Source organism: Actinoplanes regularis (assembly GCF_900188005.1).
Lineage (GTDB): Bacteria > Actinomycetota > Actinomycetes > Mycobacteriales > Micromonosporaceae > Actinoplanes > Actinoplanes regularis.
In genome coordinates, this window is the sequence record NZ_FZNR01000007.1 from 129,334 (window position 1) to 148,190 (window position 18,857).

Annotated in this window: 16 protein-coding genes; 5 read left to right on the forward strand and 11 right to left on the reverse strand. The window is 71.4% G+C overall.

What is annotated here, in order from left to right; genetic code table 11:
- Nucleotides 1-370: 370 nt before the first annotated feature.
- The 4 genes from CHC09_RS20145 to CHC09_RS20160 form a co-directional block, all read right to left on the reverse strand.
- Nucleotides 371-1,099, reverse strand: coding sequence for a GntR family transcriptional regulator (locus CHC09_RS20145; protein WP_089294701.1), 729 nt, complete (start codon nucleotides 1,097-1,099; stop codon nucleotides 371-373).
- Entirely contained in the window at nucleotides 1,059-1,868 is an 810-nt protein-coding gene (gene trpA, locus CHC09_RS20150) for a tryptophan synthase subunit alpha (protein ID WP_089294702.1), read from the reverse strand. Before trpA ends, CHC09_RS20145 begins: the two co-directional genes overlap by 41 nt.
- Nucleotides 1,865-3,049 carry a tryptophan synthase subunit beta gene (gene trpB / locus CHC09_RS20155; protein ID WP_239138380.1) on the reverse strand — a complete coding sequence of 395 codons (1,185 nt, stop codon included), beginning with the start codon at nucleotides 3,047-3,049 and terminating at the stop codon, nucleotides 1,865-1,867. Before trpB ends, trpA begins: the two co-directional genes overlap by 4 nt.
- An 80-nt stretch (nucleotides 3,050-3,129) precedes the next feature.
- On the reverse strand, nucleotides 3,130-4,311 hold the full coding sequence (locus CHC09_RS20160) for a LolA family protein (protein WP_089294939.1): 1,182 nt from the start codon (nucleotides 4,309-4,311) through the stop codon (nucleotides 3,130-3,132).
- Nucleotides 4,312-4,509: 198 nt separating this feature from the next.
- Here CHC09_RS20160 and CHC09_RS20165 point away from each other — a divergent pair, with 198 nt between their 5' ends.
- The 3 genes from CHC09_RS20165 (at nucleotide 4,510) to CHC09_RS20175 (ending at nucleotide 7,456) form a co-directional block, all read left to right on the forward strand.
- Entirely contained in the window at nucleotides 4,510-5,211 is a 702-nt protein-coding gene (locus tag CHC09_RS20165; protein WP_089294704.1) for a response regulator transcription factor, read from the forward strand.
- Complete coding sequence (locus CHC09_RS20170; protein ID WP_089294705.1) at nucleotides 5,204-6,613, forward strand: sensor histidine kinase; 1,410 nt, start codon at nucleotides 5,204-5,206, stop codon at nucleotides 6,611-6,613. The genes CHC09_RS20165 and CHC09_RS20170 overlap by 8 nt, the downstream gene beginning before the upstream one ends.
- 105 nt (nucleotides 6,614-6,718) lie before the next feature.
- The gene (locus CHC09_RS20175) at nucleotides 6,719-7,456 is read left to right on the forward strand and encodes a YcnI family copper-binding membrane protein (RefSeq protein WP_089294706.1); all 738 of its coding nucleotides are present in this window, start codon (nucleotides 6,719-6,721) and stop codon (nucleotides 7,454-7,456) included.
- A gap of 57 nt (nucleotides 7,457-7,513) precedes the next feature.
- Here CHC09_RS20175 and CHC09_RS20180 read toward each other — a convergent pair whose 3' ends face one another.
- Nucleotides 7,514-7,783, reverse strand: a complete 270-nt coding sequence (locus tag CHC09_RS20180; RefSeq protein ID WP_089294940.1) for a DUF2277 domain-containing protein — start codon at nucleotides 7,781-7,783, stop codon at nucleotides 7,514-7,516.
- A 140-nt stretch (nucleotides 7,784-7,923) separates the two neighbouring features.
- On the opposite strand from CHC09_RS20180, the gene CHC09_RS20185 reads away from it, so the two are divergent.
- The gene (locus tag CHC09_RS20185; protein ID WP_143232434.1) at nucleotides 7,924-9,402 is read left to right on the forward strand and encodes a GGDEF domain-containing protein; all 1,479 of its coding nucleotides are present in this window, start codon (nucleotides 7,924-7,926) and stop codon (nucleotides 9,400-9,402) included.
- A gap of 76 nt (nucleotides 9,403-9,478) precedes the next feature.
- Here CHC09_RS20185 and CHC09_RS20190 read toward each other — a convergent pair whose 3' ends face one another.
- From CHC09_RS20190 to CHC09_RS20215, 6 genes are all read right to left on the reverse strand, one after another.
- Nucleotides 9,479-11,032: a DUF6114 domain-containing protein gene (locus tag CHC09_RS20190; protein ID WP_089294708.1), complete on the reverse strand. Its 1,554-nt coding sequence runs from the start codon at nucleotides 11,030-11,032 to the stop codon at nucleotides 9,479-9,481.
- Nucleotides 11,033-11,108: 76 nt separating this feature from the next.
- Nucleotides 11,109-11,735 carry a DUF6230 family protein gene (locus CHC09_RS20195; RefSeq protein WP_089294709.1) on the reverse strand — a complete coding sequence of 209 codons (627 nt, stop codon included), beginning with the start codon at nucleotides 11,733-11,735 and terminating at the stop codon, nucleotides 11,109-11,111.
- Between the two features lie 422 nt (nucleotides 11,736-12,157).
- Complete coding sequence (gene cydC, locus CHC09_RS20200; protein ID WP_089294710.1) at nucleotides 12,158-13,867, reverse strand: thiol reductant ABC exporter subunit CydC; 1,710 nt, start codon at nucleotides 13,865-13,867, stop codon at nucleotides 12,158-12,160.
- Nucleotides 13,864-15,483, reverse strand: coding sequence for a thiol reductant ABC exporter subunit CydD (gene cydD / locus CHC09_RS20205; protein ID WP_089294711.1), 1,620 nt, complete (start codon nucleotides 15,481-15,483; stop codon nucleotides 13,864-13,866). The genes cydC and cydD overlap by 4 nt, the downstream gene beginning before the upstream one ends.
- On the reverse strand, nucleotides 15,480-16,475 hold the full coding sequence (cydB, locus tag CHC09_RS20210) for a cytochrome d ubiquinol oxidase subunit II (protein ID WP_089294712.1): 996 nt from the start codon (nucleotides 16,473-16,475) through the stop codon (nucleotides 15,480-15,482). The genes cydD and cydB overlap by 4 nt, the downstream gene beginning before the upstream one ends.
- Nucleotides 16,476-16,488: 13 nt before the next feature.
- Entirely contained in the window at nucleotides 16,489-17,874 is a 1,386-nt protein-coding gene (locus tag CHC09_RS20215) for a cytochrome ubiquinol oxidase subunit I (protein WP_089294713.1), read from the reverse strand.
- Between the two features lie 155 nt (nucleotides 17,875-18,029).
- On the opposite strand from CHC09_RS20215, the gene CHC09_RS20220 reads away from it, so the two are divergent.
- The gene (locus tag CHC09_RS20220; RefSeq protein WP_179277200.1) at nucleotides 18,030-18,818 is read left to right on the forward strand and encodes an FAD binding domain-containing protein; all 789 of its coding nucleotides are present in this window, start codon (nucleotides 18,030-18,032) and stop codon (nucleotides 18,816-18,818) included.
- Nucleotides 18,819-18,857: the final 39 nt, after the last annotated feature.

Consider the following 18,857-nt stretch of genomic DNA (forward strand, 5'->3'; position numbering starts at 1 on the left):
GCATGAGAGGTCGCCTAAAGGCGGTCAGTCCTGGCCCGCCCGGCTGGGTTCGGTCGTGGCAGCCTCGAGTGATTGCGACTGGTGGTAGTAGTCGCGATCGGGAGGCCCAGCTGCGCGGCGGCCTGCAGGGAGCAGGCAACCAGCATGAGAGGCCGCCCAAGCGGTCAGTCCTGGCCCGCCCAGCTGGGTCCGGTCGTGGCAACCTCGAGTGACCACGGCCGGTGGCAGCAGCCGCGGTCGCGAGGCCCGGCCGCCCGGCGACCAACAGGGACCAGCCAACCAGCACAGGAGGCTGCCCCAAAGCCGTCAGCGACGGAGATGACGCGCCCCCGTGTGTGTGGCGTCGTCCAGCGGCGAGCGTAGGAGCCGATCAGGCGCTGGCGCGGCTCCATTGGACGGAGAGCCCGCTGGCCGCCCGCTCGGTCCGGATCTCCATCGCCGAACCGAGCATCGTGGCCCGGTCCGCTACCAGCACCGTCCCGTCCAGTGCGTACGTCACCCGCTCGGACAGCAGCACCGGCTCGCCCGCCGGTCGCCGCAACAGCCCGGCCACCGGTTCCTCGAGCAGGCCGGGCCGCACGATCTCGGAGGCTCGGTGCACCAAGTGCCCACGATCGATCAGCGCCGCGTACAGCGAGGTGTCGCTCAGATCCGTCGAGGCCAGGCCAGTGCCACGCACCCAGGAAGTCTGGTGCACCGCAGGCCGCCCGGCGACCAGCCGCAACCGCTCCAGGCGCAGCGCCGGCTCAGCGCCGATCAACGCGGCGGCCCAGTCCGGTGGCGTTCCGACCGTCTGGTCGAGGATTTCCGTGGTCACGGTCTGGCCTTGAGCGCGCAGGTCCTCGGCGAATCCGTGCAGAGACGTGAGCTGGTATTTCGCTCGGGGGAACACGAACGTTCCCCGACCGGGCTCCTGCGAGAGCAGACCCTCGTCCTCCAACTGCTTGAGGGCCTGTCGCAGGGTCGCCAGGGTCACGCCGTACCGCGTGCTGAGTTCCTTCTGCGGCGGCAGTGCGGCCCCGGGCGGCCACTCGCCGTCCTTGATCTTGCTGGTCAGGTCATCGGCGATCACCTGATATTTCGGCGTGCGCGCGGGCAACGGGCATCTCCTGGTCGACCTGGTCGAGGGCGGTGCGGAACGCGGCGACCTCGGCTCGCAGGTCGTCGGGTGACGCGCCGTCAAGAACCCTACGCATCAGGGCCGCGCCGATCACGACCCCGTCCCCGGTCCGGGCGGCCGCGGCGGCCTGCGCGGGCGTGGAGATGCCGAACCCGATCAGCACCGGCAGGTCGGTTACCTCCTTGATCCGGCGGGCGAGCGGTGCCGCCGTCTCGGCGAGCAGGGCCCGCTCGCCAGTGGTGTCCATGACGCTCACCGCGTAGACGAAGCCCCGGCTGCGCCTGCCGATCTCGGCCAGCCGGTCGGCCGGGGTGACCGGTGCGGCCAGCAGGACCAGGTCGATCCCGGCCGCCGCGGCGGCCTCGTCGAGGCGGTCGGCCTCGTCGACCGGCACGTCGGGCACGATCAACCCGGAGACCCCGGCATCGGCGAGCCGCCGGCAGAACGCCTCGGGGCCGCCGCCGTGCGCGGGGGCTCCGCGGAAGACGAGGTTGGCGTAGGTCATCGCGATCAACGGGATCCGGATGCGATCCCGGGCGGCGGTCAGGTCGGCCAGGATCGAGGCGACCGTGACGCCGCGCCGCAGCGCCTGGTCGGACGCCTGCTGGATGGTCGCGCCGTCGAGCATGGGATCGGAGAACGGAAGCCCGATCTCCACCGCGTCGGCGCCCGCCTCCTGGAAGGCGATCAGGTAGTCGATCCAGTCGGGCGTGATGCCACCGGTCAGGTACGGGTTCAGCCGCTTCACCGCACCTCACCCGCCAGCGTCGCCATGTCCTTGTCGCCGCGCCCGGACAGGGTCAGCAGCACCGTCGAGCCGGTCGGCAGGTCGGGAGTGCCGGCCGCGCGCAGCACCCAGGCCACGGCGTGTGCCGACTCCAGCGCGCAGATGATCCCCTCGCTCCGAGCCAGCCGTCGTACGGCATCGAGCACCTCGCCGTCGGTGACCGTGCGATATTCCGCGCGCCCGGTCGTGCCCAGATGCGCGTGCTCGGGGCCGACTCCGGGATAGTCCAGCCCGGCCGCGATCGACTCCGCCTCGAGCACCTGACCGTCGTCGTCCTGCAGCACCAGGGAGCGGTAACCGTGGACCACCCCGGGCCTCCCGTCGGTCATCGCGGCACCGCCGGCCGCCTCGACCCCGATCAGTCGTGCCGGCGTGTCCACGAAGCCGGCGAACGTACCGGCAGCGTTCGAGCCGCCGCCCACGCAGGCCACCACCACGTCGGGCGTGGCCGGGACCTGCGCGCGGGCCTCCTCGCCGATCACCCGCTGCAACTCGCGGACGAGCCACGGGTAGGGGTGCGGCCCGCCCACCGATCCGAGACAGAAGTGCGCCTCGTCGACCGCCGCGACCCAGGCGCGCATCGCCTCGTTGGTGGCGTCCTTCAGGGTGCGGCTGCCACTGGTCACCGGGATCACCTCGGCTCCGAGCAGCTCCATCCGGAAGACGTTCAGCTGCTGCCGCGCGATGTCGCGCTCACCCATGTAGACGGTGGCCCGCATGCCGAACAGGGCCGCCGCGGTGGCGGTGGCGACACCGTGCTGGCCGGCGCCGGTCTCGGCGATCAGGTGTGTCTTGCCCATCCGCTGCGCCAGCAGGGCCTGACCTAGCACATTGTTGATCTTGTGGGAGCCGGTGTGCGCGAGGTCTTCGCGTTTGAGCAGCAGGGTCACGCCGAGCTGAGCGGAGAGGTTGAGCGCCGGGGTGAGAGCGGTGGGGCGCCCCGCGAACTCCGAGCGGAGCCGGGCCAGTCGCTCGTGAAAAGCCGGGTCGGCCCAGGCGTCCCGGAAGGCCGCCTCCAGGGCGGCGCAGGCCGGGACCAGAGACTCGGGCACATAGCGCCCACCGAACTGACCGAACCGACCGGTCGCACTCGGCTCACCCATCACTGAGCCGATCACCGCACCCGGTGCCGTTGCGTTCATGTCGCCCTCCAAAGTTATAGAACTCTGCCGCCCAAGCATGCCATGCCGGGCGGCAGAGTTCTATAACTATTTCGGAAGGGTCAGGCGACCTTGTAGAGCGCCTCCGGGGTCACCAGCCCGGCCAGCACCCGGCCGTCATCGGTGATCAGCACGCTGAACAGCGAACCGCTCAGCAGCCGCCCCTTGCCCCACGAGCCGCTGACCTCCGGCAGCACACCCAGCAGCGCCTGGGCCTGCTGCGCCTCCTCGCCGGTGCCCTTGCCGGCCTTGGCCAGCTCGGCGAGCGCACCCGACGGCACGTCAGCGGAGACGATCGAGGTCCAGCCCTTGCCGATCACCTTCGTCTCCGACTTCTCGGAGTCGGAAGAGGGTTTGCCCTTCTTGCCGTCGAACAGGTGCGGCGGGACGCCGTCCTTCTTCGACGACGAAGGCGAGGAGCCGGCGGACGGCGTCCCGGCCTCGTCGACCTTCGCGCCCGGCGGCGGGTTGAACTTGAACTGCTCCGCGTCCGGCACCGTGAAGCTGATCGAGTCGAAAGCGACCCGGATCGCCGGCTTCGACGCGTTCTTGGCGTAAACCTCGACCCGCAGCGGGATGTGCTTCTCGGCGTCGATCGCCAGCCGCACCTGCCCGACCAGGGACTCGGCGTCCCGCGGGCTGAGCAGCAGTTCGTAGGCGTCACGCCCGGCAACCTTGGCCGCGCCCGTGGTCGCGACCTTGGTGGTCGGGTCGATCGCGGCGAGGGCCGCGTCCGCCGCCTCCTGCGGCGTGGACGGCACCGCGCCGGGCAGCGAGTGCTCGGTCGCGGAGCCCTTGTCGGCCGGCAGCTTCAGGTGCGTGCCCGCGTTGTCCGCGCTGCTCCACTGCCACACGTCCGACCCGTTGCGGATCACGTCCGTCTCGCCCTGGGTCCCCTGCAGGGCGAACCGCACCTTGTCCTCACCCGCGTACCAGACCCGGGCGGTGTTGGAGCCGGAGATCAGGCTGGTCAGCCCGCTTCCGCCGGCGGAGCCGCCGAGGCTGCTCGCCAGCCCGGCGATGCCGGGCAGGCCGAGGTCGGCGCTCTGCACGACGGTGCCGGAGAAGCCGTCCGGGTCGGCGCCCTGCAGATCCACGAGCAACTGGGCCGCGCTGCGGTCCGGCAGCGACGGGTCAGCGCTCGCCACGATCGTGCCGGCCGCCGCGCCGCCCCCGATGACGACGACCGCGGTGGCCCCCGGTACCAGCCAGCGTAGGGCCGGCCTGGATTTCCACACGGACACGATGTCCACCTCCCCTTGGTATGCCGCAATCGTGCTTCAGTGCCGCTGTGACCAGCCTGAGAATGACCCGTAGGGGCCGACCCGTGCGGGTTCACGCCGCTGTGACCAGGCTGAACGGTGGGCCCGGACGGAGCTGTGTGCTGAGAGATGCCTGAGAGCCGGTATCGAACATCAACGACGTCGTGTCAAGGTGGGCTGGTGCGGTTGCTGGTGGTGGAGGACGAGGAACGGCTGGCCGCCGCGCTACGACGCGGCTTGCAGGCCGAGGGGTTCGCGGTCGACGTGACCCATGACGGTCAAGAGGGTCTGGAGATGGCCCGGCACGGCGGATATGACGCGATGATTCTCGACATCATGCTGCCCCGGCTCTCCGGTTACCGCGTGGTGCGGCAGTTGCGTGCCGAGCAGCACTGGCTGCCGGTGCTGATGCTCTCCGCCAAGGATGGTGAGTACGACCAGGCCGACGGTCTGGACTGCGGCGCCGACGACTATCTGACCAAACCTTTCTCGTACGTCGTGCTGCTGGCCCGGCTCCGCGCCCTCCTGCGGCGCGGCACCCAGGCCCGCCCGGTGGTTCTCGCGTGCGGCGACGTCGAGCTCGACCCGGCGGAGAAACGCGTGCTGGTGGCCGGCGGCGAGGTCACCCTGACCACCCGCGAGTTCGCGCTGCTGGAGTACCTGATCCGCCGTCCCGGCGAGGTCGTCTCCAAGACCGAGCTGCTCGATCACGTCTGGGACGCGGCGCTGGACACCGCGCCGAACGCGGTCGAGGTGTACATCGGCTACCTACGTCGCAAGATCGGCCGCGACCGCCTGGAGACGATCCGCGGCGCCGGATACCGGCTGGTGGCCGTGGCGCCGGGGAAGCACCCGCCAAGCGCCGGAGTGATGGATGCGTAGGCGACTGCGGGAGCTCAGCCTGCGCGCCCGGCTGCTGCTGATCTCGGCGGCCGCGCTGGCGTTCGGGCTGGCCGCGGGTGGAGTGCTGCTGCTCACGGTGCTCACCTTCGCGCAGGGCCGCGCGGTGCACGCGGAGGCGCTGGAGACGGCGCGCGGCGTGGCCCGGCTGGTCGACCAGAATCAGCTCACCGACCCGATTCCGGTCACGCCGGGCGTCCAGGTGCAGGTCATCGACGAACAGAGCCGGGTGCGGGCGGTCTCCGCGACCGCGGACCGGCTGGTTCCCATTCTGTACGACGACGAACTGCGCGACCTGCCCGACGGCGACGGCGTGATGATCCCGGGCAAGCGGATCGGTTTCGACGGCGGGGCCTGGGTCGTGAAGCTCACCGCCGGACCGCCGACCCAGCCCTGGCGGATCCTGGTGGCGCGCTCCACCAGCCAGCTCACCCAGGGCGTACACCTGCTGCGGGTCACCCTGCTGATCGCGTTCCCGCTGCTGGTGGCGCTGCTGGCGGCCGGGTTGTGGCGAGCGCTCGGGGCGGCGCTCCGGCCGGTCGACGCGCTGCGGGCCGGGGCCGAGGAGATCACCGGGGGGACCCGGGCCGGGCGGCTGCCGGTGCCGGACTCGCGCGACGAGATCGGGCGGCTCGCGATCACCCTCAACGACATGCTGCACCGGCTGGACACCGCGCGGGCGCGGCAGCGGGCGTTCGTCGCGGACGCGGCGCACGAGCTGCGCAGCCCGCTCACCAACATGCGCACCGAGCTGGAGGTGGCGCAGCGCCTTCCGGACGACACCGACTGGCCGGCGCTCACCGACGATCTCCTCGCCGACGTGCAGCGTCTCTCCCGGCTGGTGGACGACCTGCTGTTGCTGGCCCGCTCGGACGACGGCGCCGGCCGCGGGGTCTCCCGCCGGTTGGAGGAGGTCGACCTGGGCCAGCTCGTGGGGGAGGTGGCGGCACGTTACCCGGAGGTCCGGCACGTGGACGCCGCCGAGCCGTTGCCGCTGGTGGCCGAGCCGGACGCGCTCGCCCGGGTGGTGGCGAACCTGCTGGACAACGCGTGCCGGCACCGGCGGTCGTCGGTGACCGTGAGCACCGCGGCGGCCGGGCCGGACCTGCTGGTGGTGGTGACCGACGACGGTCCGGGCATTCCGGCGGAGGACCGGGAGCGGGTGTTCGACCGGTTCACCCGGCTGGACGACGCCCGGGCCAGGGACGCCGGTGGCTCCGGGCTCGGCCTGGCCATCGTCCAGGAGCTGGTACGCCGGCACGGCGGTTCGGTCACGCTCGGCGACGCGGGGCCGGGCCTCCGGGTCGAGGTGCGCCTCCCGCGACGCGAGCGGGTGCGCCGCCCCGGGGAGGCGCGGCCCGCGGACGTGATCACGAAGGAGTGACCGGCGCCGGAATCGCGGACATCGCCGGGAACTTTTCACTCCGCCGGGCCGACCAAGGAGCGTGCCCGGCGACGGGCGACGATTCGACGGAAGGTTCCCCCCACAATGTCGCTGCTCAAGCGTTCCGCGGTGGTGGCCGCCGCTGCCGGGTTGCTGACCCTGGCGTTCGCCGGCCCGGCCTCCGCGCACGTGACGGTCAACCCGAACACGGCCACCGCCGGCGGTTACGCGAAGGTGTCGTTCCGCGTACCGAACGAGTCGGACAGCGCCTCCACCACCAAGCTTGAGGTGAACCTCCCCGCTGACCAGCCGATCGCGTCGGTCTCGGTCAAGCCGGTCCCGGGCTGGACCGCGGTGGCGGAGAAGAGCAAGCTGGCCACCCCGATCAAGGCGCACGGCACCGAGATCACCGAGGCGGTCCTGAAGATCACCTGGACCGCGGCGAAGGGTTCGGAGATTAAGCCGGGCGAGTTCCAGGAGTTCGACGTGTCGATGGGCGCCCTGCCCGAGTCGGGCCAGCTCGTCTTCAAGGCGTTGCAGACCTATTCGGACGGGAACGTGGTGCGCTGGATCGACGAGCCGGCCACCGACGGCACGGAGCCGGAGAGCCCGGCGCCGATCCTGAAGATCGTTCCGGCCGCGGCCACCGGCGCCGCCTCGCCGGCGGTCGCGGCGGCTCCGGCGGCCGAGGAGGACTCGGGCAGCGGCTCCGGGCTCGCGCTCGCCGGCCTCGTCGCGGGGCTGATCGCGCTGGTGCTGGCCGCTCTGGCGTACGCGAAAGCGGGCCGTCGGCCGGAGGTCACCGTGACCGCCGCCAAGGACAGCGAGCCCGCCGCGAAGTGACCTCCAAAGCGTGATGTGGGTCCGGGCCTCGGCCCGGACCCACGTCCGTTCGAGGGGTCAGGAGGCGTAACGGCGTTCGGCCCGGGCGCGCGCCTTCGCCGCCTCCACCGCCCGGTCCTTCGGCGGCGCGCTGGTGACCAGCGCGTCCAGCAACTCCCGGGTGGCCGCCGTGATCACCGCCACCGCCTGGTCGAAGGCCGCCTGGTTCGCCTGCGACGGCCGGGTCGTGCCGGCCACCTTGCGGACGTACTGCAGGGCGGCGGCGTGCACCTCATCCGCCGTCGCGGGCGGCTCGAAGTTGTGCAACTGGTGAATGTTGCGGCACATGTCCGGCTCCTTCGCGGTGACCATATGTCGTTGGAAATCTATGCCAAGCCCGCCCGTCAACGCAGCCAGGAGTACCTCTCGACCGCCGTACGGCTGCCCGGATTGCCGTAATATCGCTGGTAGCGGAACGCGAGGTGGGCATGCGACTGCGGACGGTGCTGGCGGCGGGCGTCGGTCTTGCCGCAGTGGCTCAGCTGCTCTATCCGGTCCTGCCGGGACCGGCCGGATTCGCCCTCTCCGACCTGATCGTCGCGTCCGCCAGCGGCTACGCCGCATGGCATTACTGGCGGCGGTCGCGCCGGCGCGGCGATTCGCGATCGATCCGCGTCGGATACGCCTTCGGCGCCTGCTCCTGTACGACCTGGAGCCTCGCCAACCTGCTCATGCTGATCGGCGTGCTCGCCTTCCCGGTCCTGGACCGGCTGGGCGTGCTGCTCTCCATGATCGCCGCGGCCATGCTACCGGTCGCCGTGGTGCTGGCCGGCCCCCGACTGCGCGGCATCGCCTCGGCGCGCCGGGCGATCGACGTCGCCGCCGTCTCCGGTGCGGTCTTCGTCCTGGCCTGGGAGTACGTGCTCTCCGACGAGGCCGGCCTGCCCGGTGACCGGCTGGTCACCACCACCATCGTGGCGGTGCTGGTCGTCGGCTCGGCGGTGGCGCTGGTGACGCTCTCGGAGTCCTCCCCGCGCGGCGGCCTGACCGCCCAGCAGTTCCTGGCCGGCGCCGCGCTCCTGCAGTCCGCCACCGTGCTGATCTCGCTGCACAACAGCGTCACCGGCCACGCCTGGTACGGGAACGGCGCCGGCGCCGGCTACGTCCTGAGCGCCTGGGTCGTCGCCGTCTCCAGCCGGCTGCGGATCTCCCGCCCCGGCGGCGACCTGGTGGAGCGGCTGGTCTTCGGGCCGTGGGCGCTGCTGCCGTACGTGCCGGTGGTGATCGCGGTCGGGATCGCGGCGGTCCGTGAGGCCCAGGACGGCCGGCTCAGCCCGATCCTGGTCTGGCTGCTGCTGTCCAGCTTCTCCCTGGTGCTGCTCCGGCAGTTCCTCACCCTGGTCACGGTCGGGCGGATGACCGTGATCCTGGAGGAGCAGAAGCTGGCCCTGGACCACCAGGCCCACCACGACGGCCTGACCGGGCTGCCGAACCGGGTGGCGTTCCACAGCCGGGCCGCGGAGGTCCTGGCCCGGCAGCGCACCGGCGTCTGCGCGATGATGCTGGACCTGGACGGCTTCAAGCCGGTCAACGACACCTTCGGCCACGCGGCCGGCGACGAGGTTCTGATCATCGTGGGTCGCCGGCTCGCCGCCGAACTGCGTGAGAGCGACCTGCTCAGCCGCTTCGGCGGCGATGAGTTCGCGATCCTGGTGACCGAGCTGAGCGAGGCGGACGCCGCCGCGGTCGCGCAGCGCCTGCTGGACCGGCTGGCCGAGCCGATGACGGTGCACGACGCCGTGGTCCGGGTGGGCGGCAGCATCGGCCTGGCGGCGCTGCCTCCCGGGCGGAGTGGCAGCGTCAGTGCGCTGCTCCGCCAGGCGGACACCGCGATGTACGCCGCCAAGGCCTCCGGCAAGGGCGCGATCCGCTGGCACCAGCCGGACACCTGGCCCGCCTCCGCGTAGGGAGCGTACTGATCAAAAACGGCCCGGCGGAAATCCGCCGGGCCGCTCTCGAGTTCTTCCGCGTCGGTGACGCCGGTCAGCTCTGGACGATCTGGAGCGGGTCGCCGGTCAGGGTGTCGCAGCGGACGAAGTTCAGGTTGATCGTCACGTTCGTGAACCAGACGGTCGACGGGGTCAGCGGCGGCGGCGCGTCCGGGGTGAAGGTGACCGGGATGACGCCGAACAGGTTGCCGGTCATCTTCGTGGTGTAGAAGCGGACGTTGCCGCTGGTGGTCAGCTCGTTGCTCTTGACCGTGGTGACCCCGTGGGCGCCCTCGTCCACGGTCAGGCTGAACGGCTTGTTGACCGCCTTCGTCATGTTGAACTTGAGCGCCTTGACCACGCCGTCCTTGGTGGGGACGTCGGCGACACCCTCGTAGGTCGTGCCCTCCATGGTCAGCGACCCGACCTTCATGATCCCGGGCTTGATCGCCGAGGTCGGGATCCCGTCGGGGTCGGCGACCAGGCCCTCGAGGCGGGGGCCGAGGCAGGGGATCACGTCCGGGTCGGTGCTGGCGGCCGCGCTGGTGGGCGTGGCGGCGGTGCTGGTGGTCGTGGTGTCGGCCGTCGGGGTGGTGGACCCGGTGGCGGTCGGCTCCGCCGAGGTGGCCGTCGACGCCGATGCCGACGGCGACGCGCTCGGAGAGGGCGACTCGTCGTCGCCGAGGCCGAGCAGGTTGCCGACGCCGTCGACCACTTCCTCGAGGAGCGAGCTGTCCTCCTCCGCGGCTTCCGCGGCCGGCGTGGTCGTGGTGGGAGTCGCGGCGGGGGTCGTGGTCTGCGCGGCCGGGGCGACGGTGCGCGTGCCGGCCGGCTTCTCGGTGGTCGTCGGCTCGGTCGTCGCCGTCTTCGTCGCCGACGCCGAGGTGGCCGTGGCGGGATTCGTCGGCAGACCGGCGGGGCAGTCGTCGGCGCTGGCCGGCAGGCGGCTGCTGATCAGCACGGTGGCACCGAGGAAGGCCGGAATGATGATGAGCGCCAGCGCCTTGCGGTTGATCCCGCCGCCGCGGCCGGGCTGCTCCCCGGAGCCGGGCCGCTGCTCGAAGCCGGGCAGGATGCTGGGGTCGCTGACCGCGGGCGGGCGCAGCTGGGCGGTCTCGTGCGGGCGGTCGTCGTGCCCCGCGAGCTGGATGATCTCGGTCGCCTCACCGGGGACGCCGGGTTCCGCGGACTGACCCGGGCCGGAACCGTCGGCCGGACCCTGCGGCTCGGTGCCCGGGCGGGCGACGGGCGGCTGCCAGGAGACGGCCAGCGCGCCACCGACGATGCCGAAGAGCATGCCGAGGAACCAGCCACCGAAGTTGAGGCCGATGAACGAGTAGAGCGCGGTCAGCAGGCCGACGATGCCGTAGAACATCCGCTGGCCGGGGCTGAACCAGACCAGGAAGCCGCAGACGAACATCAGGCCCGGCAGCACGTACGAAAGGAAGCCCTGCGGCCCTACATGGATCTGCACCACCATGTCCGTGAGGACCGAGAGGTTGGAGCTGAGGAGCAGGAACAGACCAGACAGCAGTTGGAACAGGCCGCCCCAGAACGGCCGATTCCGCCGCCAACGGCGGAATTTGCCCCCGAAGTTGTCCGTTGCCACTCGTCCTCCATGTTATTTGCAGCTAAACAAAGGGGTGGGGCCCGCGGATCGCTCCACGAGCCCCGGTAAAGCTAGATCAGAAACACTCGCCGCCCTGGCCGACGAGCAGCTTAAGGCTCATGCCCCGGAGCTTGAAGCTGGAGGCGGTGGTCAGGTACGCCTTCTGCTTCAGGTTGTCGATGCTGACGTTCGACGCCTGCTGGCCGAAGCCCTTCGGCTCGCCGTGGGTCGCCGCACCGTCAGCGGACAGGGTGGAGGCGTCCACGCCGATCTGGATGTTCTTGAAGGTGGCGTCGCCACCCAGCTCGGACATCCCGATCAGCAGCTCGTCCGCCTGCACGGACTTGGCAGCGGCGCTGTCCGAGCCGTCGTACTTGGCGTCCTTGGCCGCGGTGATCTGCAGGACGATCGGTCCGGCGGCAACCGACTGGCACAGGTTGTACAGGTCAGCGTGGTTGATGCCCGACATCGCGGCCGGGATCGTGCCGTTGAGGCCCCCGCTGTACTGCGTGAAGCCCCGACCCTCGAGGTGGTCAGCCGTCAGCTTGAACTGCGTGCCCGACACCGTGATGTTCGCGGCAAGGGCACCCTGCGCGAGGGCACCCATGAGGCCAACGGCGACAGCCGCGGGCACGCCCACGGCCACGGCGAACCGGCGCCAGTTGGTACGGCCGGCGGCCGGAACGCTCTGCGAATCCTCCACGGATCCTCCTATTTGAGTGGTGACGACCGTGCTGGCCACACTGCCGATGGCTCGCATCGACGGGCGACACTTCAGCCAACCGTCGGCAGTGAGGCAAGTCGATGCCGTCCTCGTTACGTCCGGGAAATGTTGCCGGTCCCGCACGGTGACTACAAGTGCGGTGGCTACCAGTCAGTAACCCACATCACTTGATCACGCCTACGTAGAGTGATGTTGCTCCGCGCAGAGTCCGAAATTCCGTCCGTAAACCAGACAATCGACCGCAACATTCGAGTGTGTTGGTAACCACAGGTATACGTGGCATTGTCGGTCACGGATAAGTAACGAAATCCAGAGTTTTCTCAGCAACCGCTTTCCCTGCCCATTCGGCAGATTGACTCGCCGCTCTGGATGATGTTGATCTCCGCCGAACGGCCGACGCCTCACCCCGCGGGCGGGGCCGGCATTCCGACCACCCGGAGGCCGTCCAGATCGGCGGTGCGGTGGGTGATCAGCAGGACGGTCCGTTCACCGGCCGCTGCGAGCAGGTCCCGGACCAGCGCGCCGGCGGTGGCGTCGTCCAGGTGCTCACCCGGCTCGTCCAGGATCAGCACCCGGGCGTCGGTGAGCAGCAGCCGGGCCAGCGCGAGCCGGCGCCGCTGCCCGCCGGAGAGCGCCATCCCGTGCTCGCCGACCAGCGTCTCCAGCCCGTCCGGCAGGGACTCCACCCAGTCGCGCAGGCGTGCACCCGCCAGCGCGGTCAGCAACTCGGCGTCGCTCGCCCCGGGCCGGGCGATGCGCAGGTTCGCGCCGATCGTGGTGTCGAAGAGGTAGGCGTCCTCGGGCAGGTAGCCGACGATCTCCCGGACCCGGTCCGCCGGGAGGTCCCGCAGCTCCGTGCCGTCCAGGGTGATCCGACCGGAGCGCGGATCGAGGAAGCGGACCAGCAGGGCGGCGACCGTGCTCTTGCCCGAGCCGCTCGGACCGGTCAGCGCGACCCGCGCGCCGGGTGGCAGCGCAAGATCGAAATCGGCGACCGCGGTACGGTCGGCGCTCCAGACGGCCGTGACGGCTTCCATTTGTAGATGCGGAATAGATGTACCGATCATCGATTCTGGCCCCGCAGCGTGGATCTCAGCGGGCTTGTCTGGCGGATCAGTCGGGACCGTCGCGTCCTTTCCGTGCGGCGCGGACCGGATCTCCGCGAGCCGGCGCAGCGAGGCGCGCGCGGCCGCGTACCGCTGTGCGGCGGCCGGCAACGGCCCGGCGATCTCGAAGACCGCCAGAGGGGTGAGGACCACGAGCGCGAGCAGCTCGCCGTGCAGACTCCCGGCGCGCACCGCGGCGGCCCCGGCGAGCAGTCCCGCCAGCACACAGGCGCCGGTGCAGAGCGCGGTCACCGCGCTGCCCAGACCCGCGGTCGCCGCGGAGCGGCGCGCGGCCGAGGTGAGCCGGGCGTCGAGATCCGTGAGACGGTCCCGGCGGCCGGCCGTCGCCCCGAACGCCACCAGGTCCGGCATGCCGTGCACCAGGTCGACCACGCCGACGGCCAGCTCGGCGCGCAGCGGAGCCAGCCGCCCGTCCGCGCGGCGCGCGGCGGCCCGCTGCAGCAGCGGCACCACGACCGCGGTGACCAGCAGCGCGATCGCCAGGGTAAGCCCGGCGACCGACACCAGCGCGCCCACGACCAGCACCGACGCGCTCCCGACCAGCACGGCCACGGCGTAGGGCAGCAGCACCCGGGTGACCAGGTCGAGGACCGCGTCCACGTCGGAGGCGAGCCGCCGGGCCAGATCCGCGCGCCGGAAGTCGGCGAGCCCGGCCGGGGCGAGCACCTCCAGGCGCCGGTAGAGCCGGACCCGGACGTCCGCGAGGACCCGGAACGCGGCGTCGTGCCCGAGCAGCCGTTCCAGGTAGCGCAGCACGCCACGGCCGAGGCCGCAGGCGCGGACGGCCACGATCGCGACCATCAGGTGCAGGATCGGCGGGTGCAGCGCGGCGCGCGAGATCAGCCACGCGGAGACCGCGGCGAGCGCCACCGCCGAGCCCGCGGCGCCGGCTCCGGCGAGAACGGCCAGGGTGAGCTCTGCCCAGGCGGGGCGGATCACGGCGTACGCCCGAAGACCGTGCCGTCGTCCCGGAATCGTCGTCATGCCCGGACCGCCGAGATCAGGCCGGCCTCGTCGCCGACCGCGACCACCCGGTCGGCGAGGCTGATCAATTCCGGTCGGTGGGCCGCGATCAGCACCGTCCGCCCGCGCGCCAGATCCCGGATCGCGGCCATCACGCCGGCCGCCGTCTCCCTGTCCAGATTGGCGGTCGGCTCATCGAGCAGCACGACCGGCGCGTCCCGCAGGAACGCCCGCGCCAGCGCCACCCGCTGCCGCTGCCCGGCGGAGAGCCCGGTCCCGGCGTCGCCGAGCATCGTGTCGTACCCCTCGGGCAATCCGGCGGCGAAGCCGGCGACCCCCGCCGCGACCGCCGCGGCCTCGGAGAACTCCGCGCCGAGGGCGATGTTGTCGCGGAGCGACGCGGCGAACAGGTGCGGCCGCTGCGGCACCCACGCCACCCGGAGGCGCCAGGCGTCCAGGTCGAGTTCGTCGAGCGGGACGCCGCCGACGGTGACCCGGCCGCCGCTCGGTGGGACGAAGCCGAGCAGCACCGCGAGCGCGGTCGACTTGCCGCAGCCGGACGGGCCGGTCAGGGCGACGACCTCACCGGGCTCGATCGTCGCGGAGAGCCGCAGGGCGGGCTCGGCGCGGCCCGGATAGCGGACCTCGACGTCGTCGAAGACGATCGGGCCGGAGACCGGTGCCCGGGTCCCGTTCGCCCGGGCCGGGGTCTCGAGGATCGCGAAGACCTCCGCGGCGGCGGCCAGCCCCTCGGCGCTGGCGTGGTAGTGCGCGCCGATCTCGCGCAGCGGCCGGTACGCCTCGGGCGCCAGGATCAGCACCAGCAGCGCGGTGGTCAGGTCCAGGTCGCCGGCGACCAGCCGCAGCCCGATGCCGACCGCGACCAGCGCCACCGACAGGGTGGCGAGCAGCTCCAGCACGAGCGAGGAGAGGAAGGCGGTCCGCAGCGTTCGCATGGTCTGCGTGCGCTGCTGCGCGCTGATCCGGCGGATGATGCCGGCCTGGGCCTTGGCCCGGCCGAGCAGCTTGAGCGTGGGCAGTCCCGCGACCACGTCCAGGAAGTGGTGGTTCAGCCGCGCGAGCAGACGGAACTGGCGCCGGTTGCGCTCCTCGGTGTGCAGGCCGATCAGGGCCATGAAGAGCGGGATCAGCGGCAGGGTGACCGCGATCGTGACGGTCGCGACCAGGTCGGCCGGCAGCAGCCGGGCGAGCACGATGCCGGGGACGAGGACGGCCAGCACCAGCTGGGGCAGGTACTTGCCGAAGTAGTCGTCCAGCGCGTCGAGACCGTGGGTGACCAGGGCCGCCACCTCGCCGGCCGGGCGGCGCCCGCCGGGACCGAGGGCGACCAGGTGCCCGAGCAGCCGGTCGCGCAACTCGCTCTTGACCGCCGCCGCCGAGCGCACCGAGGCCAGTTCCTGCAGCCAGGCCACCCCGGCCCGGACGGCGAGCACGACGGCCAGCCATCCCCAGGACGGGTGAACGCCGTCCAGGAAGACCGCGGTGATCGCCTGCGCGAGCAGGGTGGCCTGCGCGACCAGCAGCGTCGCGTGCACGACGCCGAGCGCGACGGTGGCGGCCAGGTACGCCCGGGTGGTCCGGGCGTACCTGAGCAGCCGAGGGTCGAGGGGCCTCACGCCGGGATGTCGCTGAGCTTGAGCCGCTTGCGGAACACCCAGTACGTCCAGCCCTGGTAGAGCAGCACGATCGGGGTGAAGCAGACCGCCACCCAGGACATGACCTTCAGCGTGTACGGCGTCGAGGACGCGTTGTGCACGGTCAGGCTGTACGCCGGGTCGACGGTCGACGGCATCACGTCCGGGAAGAGGGTCACGAAGAGCGCCGCGACGGCGATCAGCAGGGTCGCCCCGGTGGCCGTGAAGGCCCAGCCCTCCCGCCGCGCCCGGGTCAGCGGGATCGCCGCGACCAGGGTGGCCGCGGCCACCGCCGAGAGCGCGATGCCCCAGCCGTCCCGGTGGGTGATCGCGGTCCAGATCAGGAACGCGGCCGCCACCGGCACCGCGAGCAGCGCCAGGCGCGCGGCGAGCCGGCCGGCGTGTTCCCGCATCGGGCCGTCCGTCTTCAGCGCCAGGAACACCGCGCCGTGCAGGGTGAACAGGACCAGCGTGGTCAGACCGCCGAGCAGCGCGTACGGGTTGAGCAGGTTGAAGAAGCCGCCGACATACTCGTGCTGGGCGTCCAGCTCAACCCCGCGCAGGATGTTGCCGAACGCGACGCCCCAGAGGATCGCCGGGACCAGGCTGCAGACGAAGATCGAGGTGTCCCAGCGGCGGCGCCAGACCACGCCGTCCCGCTTGCCGCGATACTCGAAGGCCAGGCCGCGCACGATCAGCGCGACCAGGATCAGCAGCAGCGGCAGGAAGAAGCCGCTGAACAGGGTGGCGTACCACTCCGGGAACGCGGCGAAGGTCGCGCCGCCGGCGACCAGCAGCCATACCTCGTTGCCGTCCCAGACCGGCCCGATCGTGTTGATCGCCAGCCGGCGGGAGCGGTCGTCGACGCCGACCACGGGCAGCAGGATGCCGACCCCGAAGTCGAAGCCCTCCAGCAGGAAATAGCCGGCCCAGAGGACGCCGATCAGCAGAAACCAGAAAGTGGTGAGCTCCATCAGGGGTCCGTCCTCAGTACGCGAAGGCGAGCGGCCGGTCCCCGGGCTCACCGGTGTCGGCGGGGATCTCCGGGGCACCGGCCCGGGCGTATTTCAGGAACAGTCCGACCTCGATCACCGCGAGCACGCCGTAGAGCACGGTGAGCACGATCAGGCCGGTGGCCGCCTCGCCGGTGGAGACCGCGGGGCTGCCCGACCCGGCGGTCTTGAACAGGCCGAACACCGTCCACGGTTGACGCCCCATCTCCGTGAAGATCCATCCGAAGGAATTCGCCAGCAGCGGCATCGCCACGGTGGTGGTCGCGGCGATCCACAGCCAGCGGCCTCTCGCCCGGCGTTCGCCCCGGTTGGACCAGAGCGCGGCGAGCGCGACCAGCATGGCCAGCGCACCGAAGCCGATCATCAGGCGGAACGACCAGTAGGTGACCGGGATGGCCGGCCGATAGTCGCCCGGGCCGTACTTCCGCTGGTATTCGGCCTGCAGGTTGTTGATGCCCTCGACCTCGCCGTCCGGGTCGCCGGTGGCCAGGACGGAGAGCAGCGACGGGATCCGTACGCTCCAGACCTCTTCCCGGCCGTTCAGCGAACCGATGGTGAACAGCGAGAACGAGGCGGAGTCGGTGGTGTTGTAGAGCGCCTCGGCGGCGGCCATCTTCATCGGCTGCTGCTGGGTCATGATCCGGGCCTGCAGGTCGCCGGTGATCAGCACGCCCAGCCCGGCGATCAGCACCACCCAGGCGCCGAGCCGCAGCGACGGCCGGAACACCTCCTCCTGGTTGCCCTTGCGCAGATGCCAGGCGCTGACCGCGAGCAGCAGCGCCCCACCGGCCATGAAACAGGCGGTCAGGGTGTGCGGGAAGGTGACCAGCGTGGTGCTGTTGGTCAGCACCGCCCAGATGCTGGCCAGTTCGGCCCGGCCGTCACCCATCCGCCAGCCGACCGGGTGCTGCATCCAGGAGTTGGCGGCCAGGATGAAGTACGCCGAGAGCATGGTGCCGATCGAGGCGATCCAGATGGTGGCCAGGTGCAGGCGCTTCGGCAGCCGCTCCCAGCCGAAGATCCACAGCCCGAGGAAGGTGGACTCCAGGAAGAACGCGAGCAGGCCCTCCATCGCGAGCGGGGCGCCGAAGATGTCGCCGACGAACCGCGAGTAGTTCGACCAGTTCATCCCGAACTGGAACTCCTGCACGATGCCGGTCACGACCCCGATCGCGAAGTTGATCAAGAAGAGTTTGCCCCAGAACTTGGTCGCCCGAAGGTAGGCGTCCTTGCCGGTGCGGACCCAAGCGGTCTGCAACCCGGCGACCAGGGCGGAGAGTCCGATCGTTATCGGAACGAAGATGAAGTGGTATACGGTCGTTATTCCGAATTGCCACCTCGACAGATCGATTGAATCCATCCGGGGTCCCTTTCCGCAAGCGTCACGTTAGCTTTGACCAGCGGATATTTGTTGATCAGGGCTCAAAGTACCGACTGTCGGGGGCGGAAGGTCCCGATCGGAACAGGCCCGAAAGAAGGGCAGGATCGGAAACACGCGGCGCGTAGCGTACGACCGTGGATCTGCACACTGTGACCTCAGTGATCAGTCCGGCCGGGCCTGGGATGTGGCGGCCCGGGGACGCCTGGCTCGGCGGCGGGACGGCGCTCTTCGGCGAGCCGCGCCCGGGGATCTCCCGGCTGCTCGACCTGCCGTCGGCCGGCTGGCCCGCGCTGACCGCGCGGGACGACGGTGTCGAGATCGCGGCCACCTGCACGATCGCCGAACTCGCCACGCTGCTCGACCGGTACGCGATCGTCCGGCAGTGCTGCGAGGCGCTGCTGGCCTCGTTCAAGATCTGGAATGTGGCCACCGTCGGCGGCAACCTCTGCGCCGCGCTGCCGGCCGGGCCGATGATCTCGCTGGGCTCCGCCCTCGACGGGGTGTGCACGCTGATCGGGCCCGCCGGCGAGCAGCGTCAGGTCCCGGTCGCCGAGTTCGTGACCGGGGAGGGCCGGACCGTGCTGCGGGACGGGGAGCTGCTGCGGTCGATCTTCCTGCCCGGGGCGGCCCTCGCGGCGCGTACGTCGTACCGCCGAGGATCCCTGCATCGGTATGGGCGCAGCGCGGTGCTGCTGATCGGGCGGACCGCGCCCGGCGGCGGAAGGACGCTGACCGTGACCGCCGCGACCCGCCGGCCCTGGGTCTTCCGCTTCGCCGAGCCGCCGCGGGCGGAGCGGCTGCAAGCGGCCCTGGCCACCATCCCGCCGGCGGAGTACGTCGACGACGTCCACGGCCGGCCCGCCTGGCGCGCGCACCTGACCAGGCATTACGCGGAACAGATCAGGACGGAGTTGAGCGTGTGAGCGAGCTTGCGAGCGAATCGGTCAGCTCAGTCGAAGGCT

Excerpts from the sequence above, each read along its gene's own strand:
- trpB (WP_239138380.1), bottom strand. The coding sequence starts at position 3,049 with ATGAACGCAACGGCACCGGGTGCGGTGATCGGCTCAGTGATGGGTGAG.
- CHC09_RS20170 (WP_089294705.1), top strand. The coding sequence starts at position 5,204 with ATGCGTAGGCGACTGCGGGAGCTCAGCCTGCGCGCCCGGCTGCTGCTG.
- CHC09_RS20175 (WP_089294706.1), top strand. The coding sequence starts at position 6,719 with ATGTCGCTGCTCAAGCGTTCCGCGGTGGTGGCCGCCGCTGCCGGGTTG.
- CHC09_RS20180 (WP_089294940.1), bottom strand. The coding sequence starts at position 7,783 with ATGTGCCGCAACATTCACCAGTTGCACAACTTCGAGCCGCCCGCGACG.
- CHC09_RS20185 (WP_143232434.1), top strand. The coding sequence starts at position 7,924 with ATGCGACTGCGGACGGTGCTGGCGGCGGGCGTCGGTCTTGCCGCAGTG.
- cydC (WP_089294710.1), bottom strand. The coding sequence starts at position 13,867 with ATGACGACGATTCCGGGACGACGGCACGGTCTTCGGGCGTACGCCGTG.
- cydB (WP_089294712.1), bottom strand. The coding sequence starts at position 16,475 with ATGGAGCTCACCACTTTCTGGTTTCTGCTGATCGGCGTCCTCTGGGCC.
- CHC09_RS20215 (WP_089294713.1), bottom strand. The coding sequence starts at position 17,874 with ATGGATTCAATCGATCTGTCGAGGTGGCAATTCGGAATAACGACCGTA.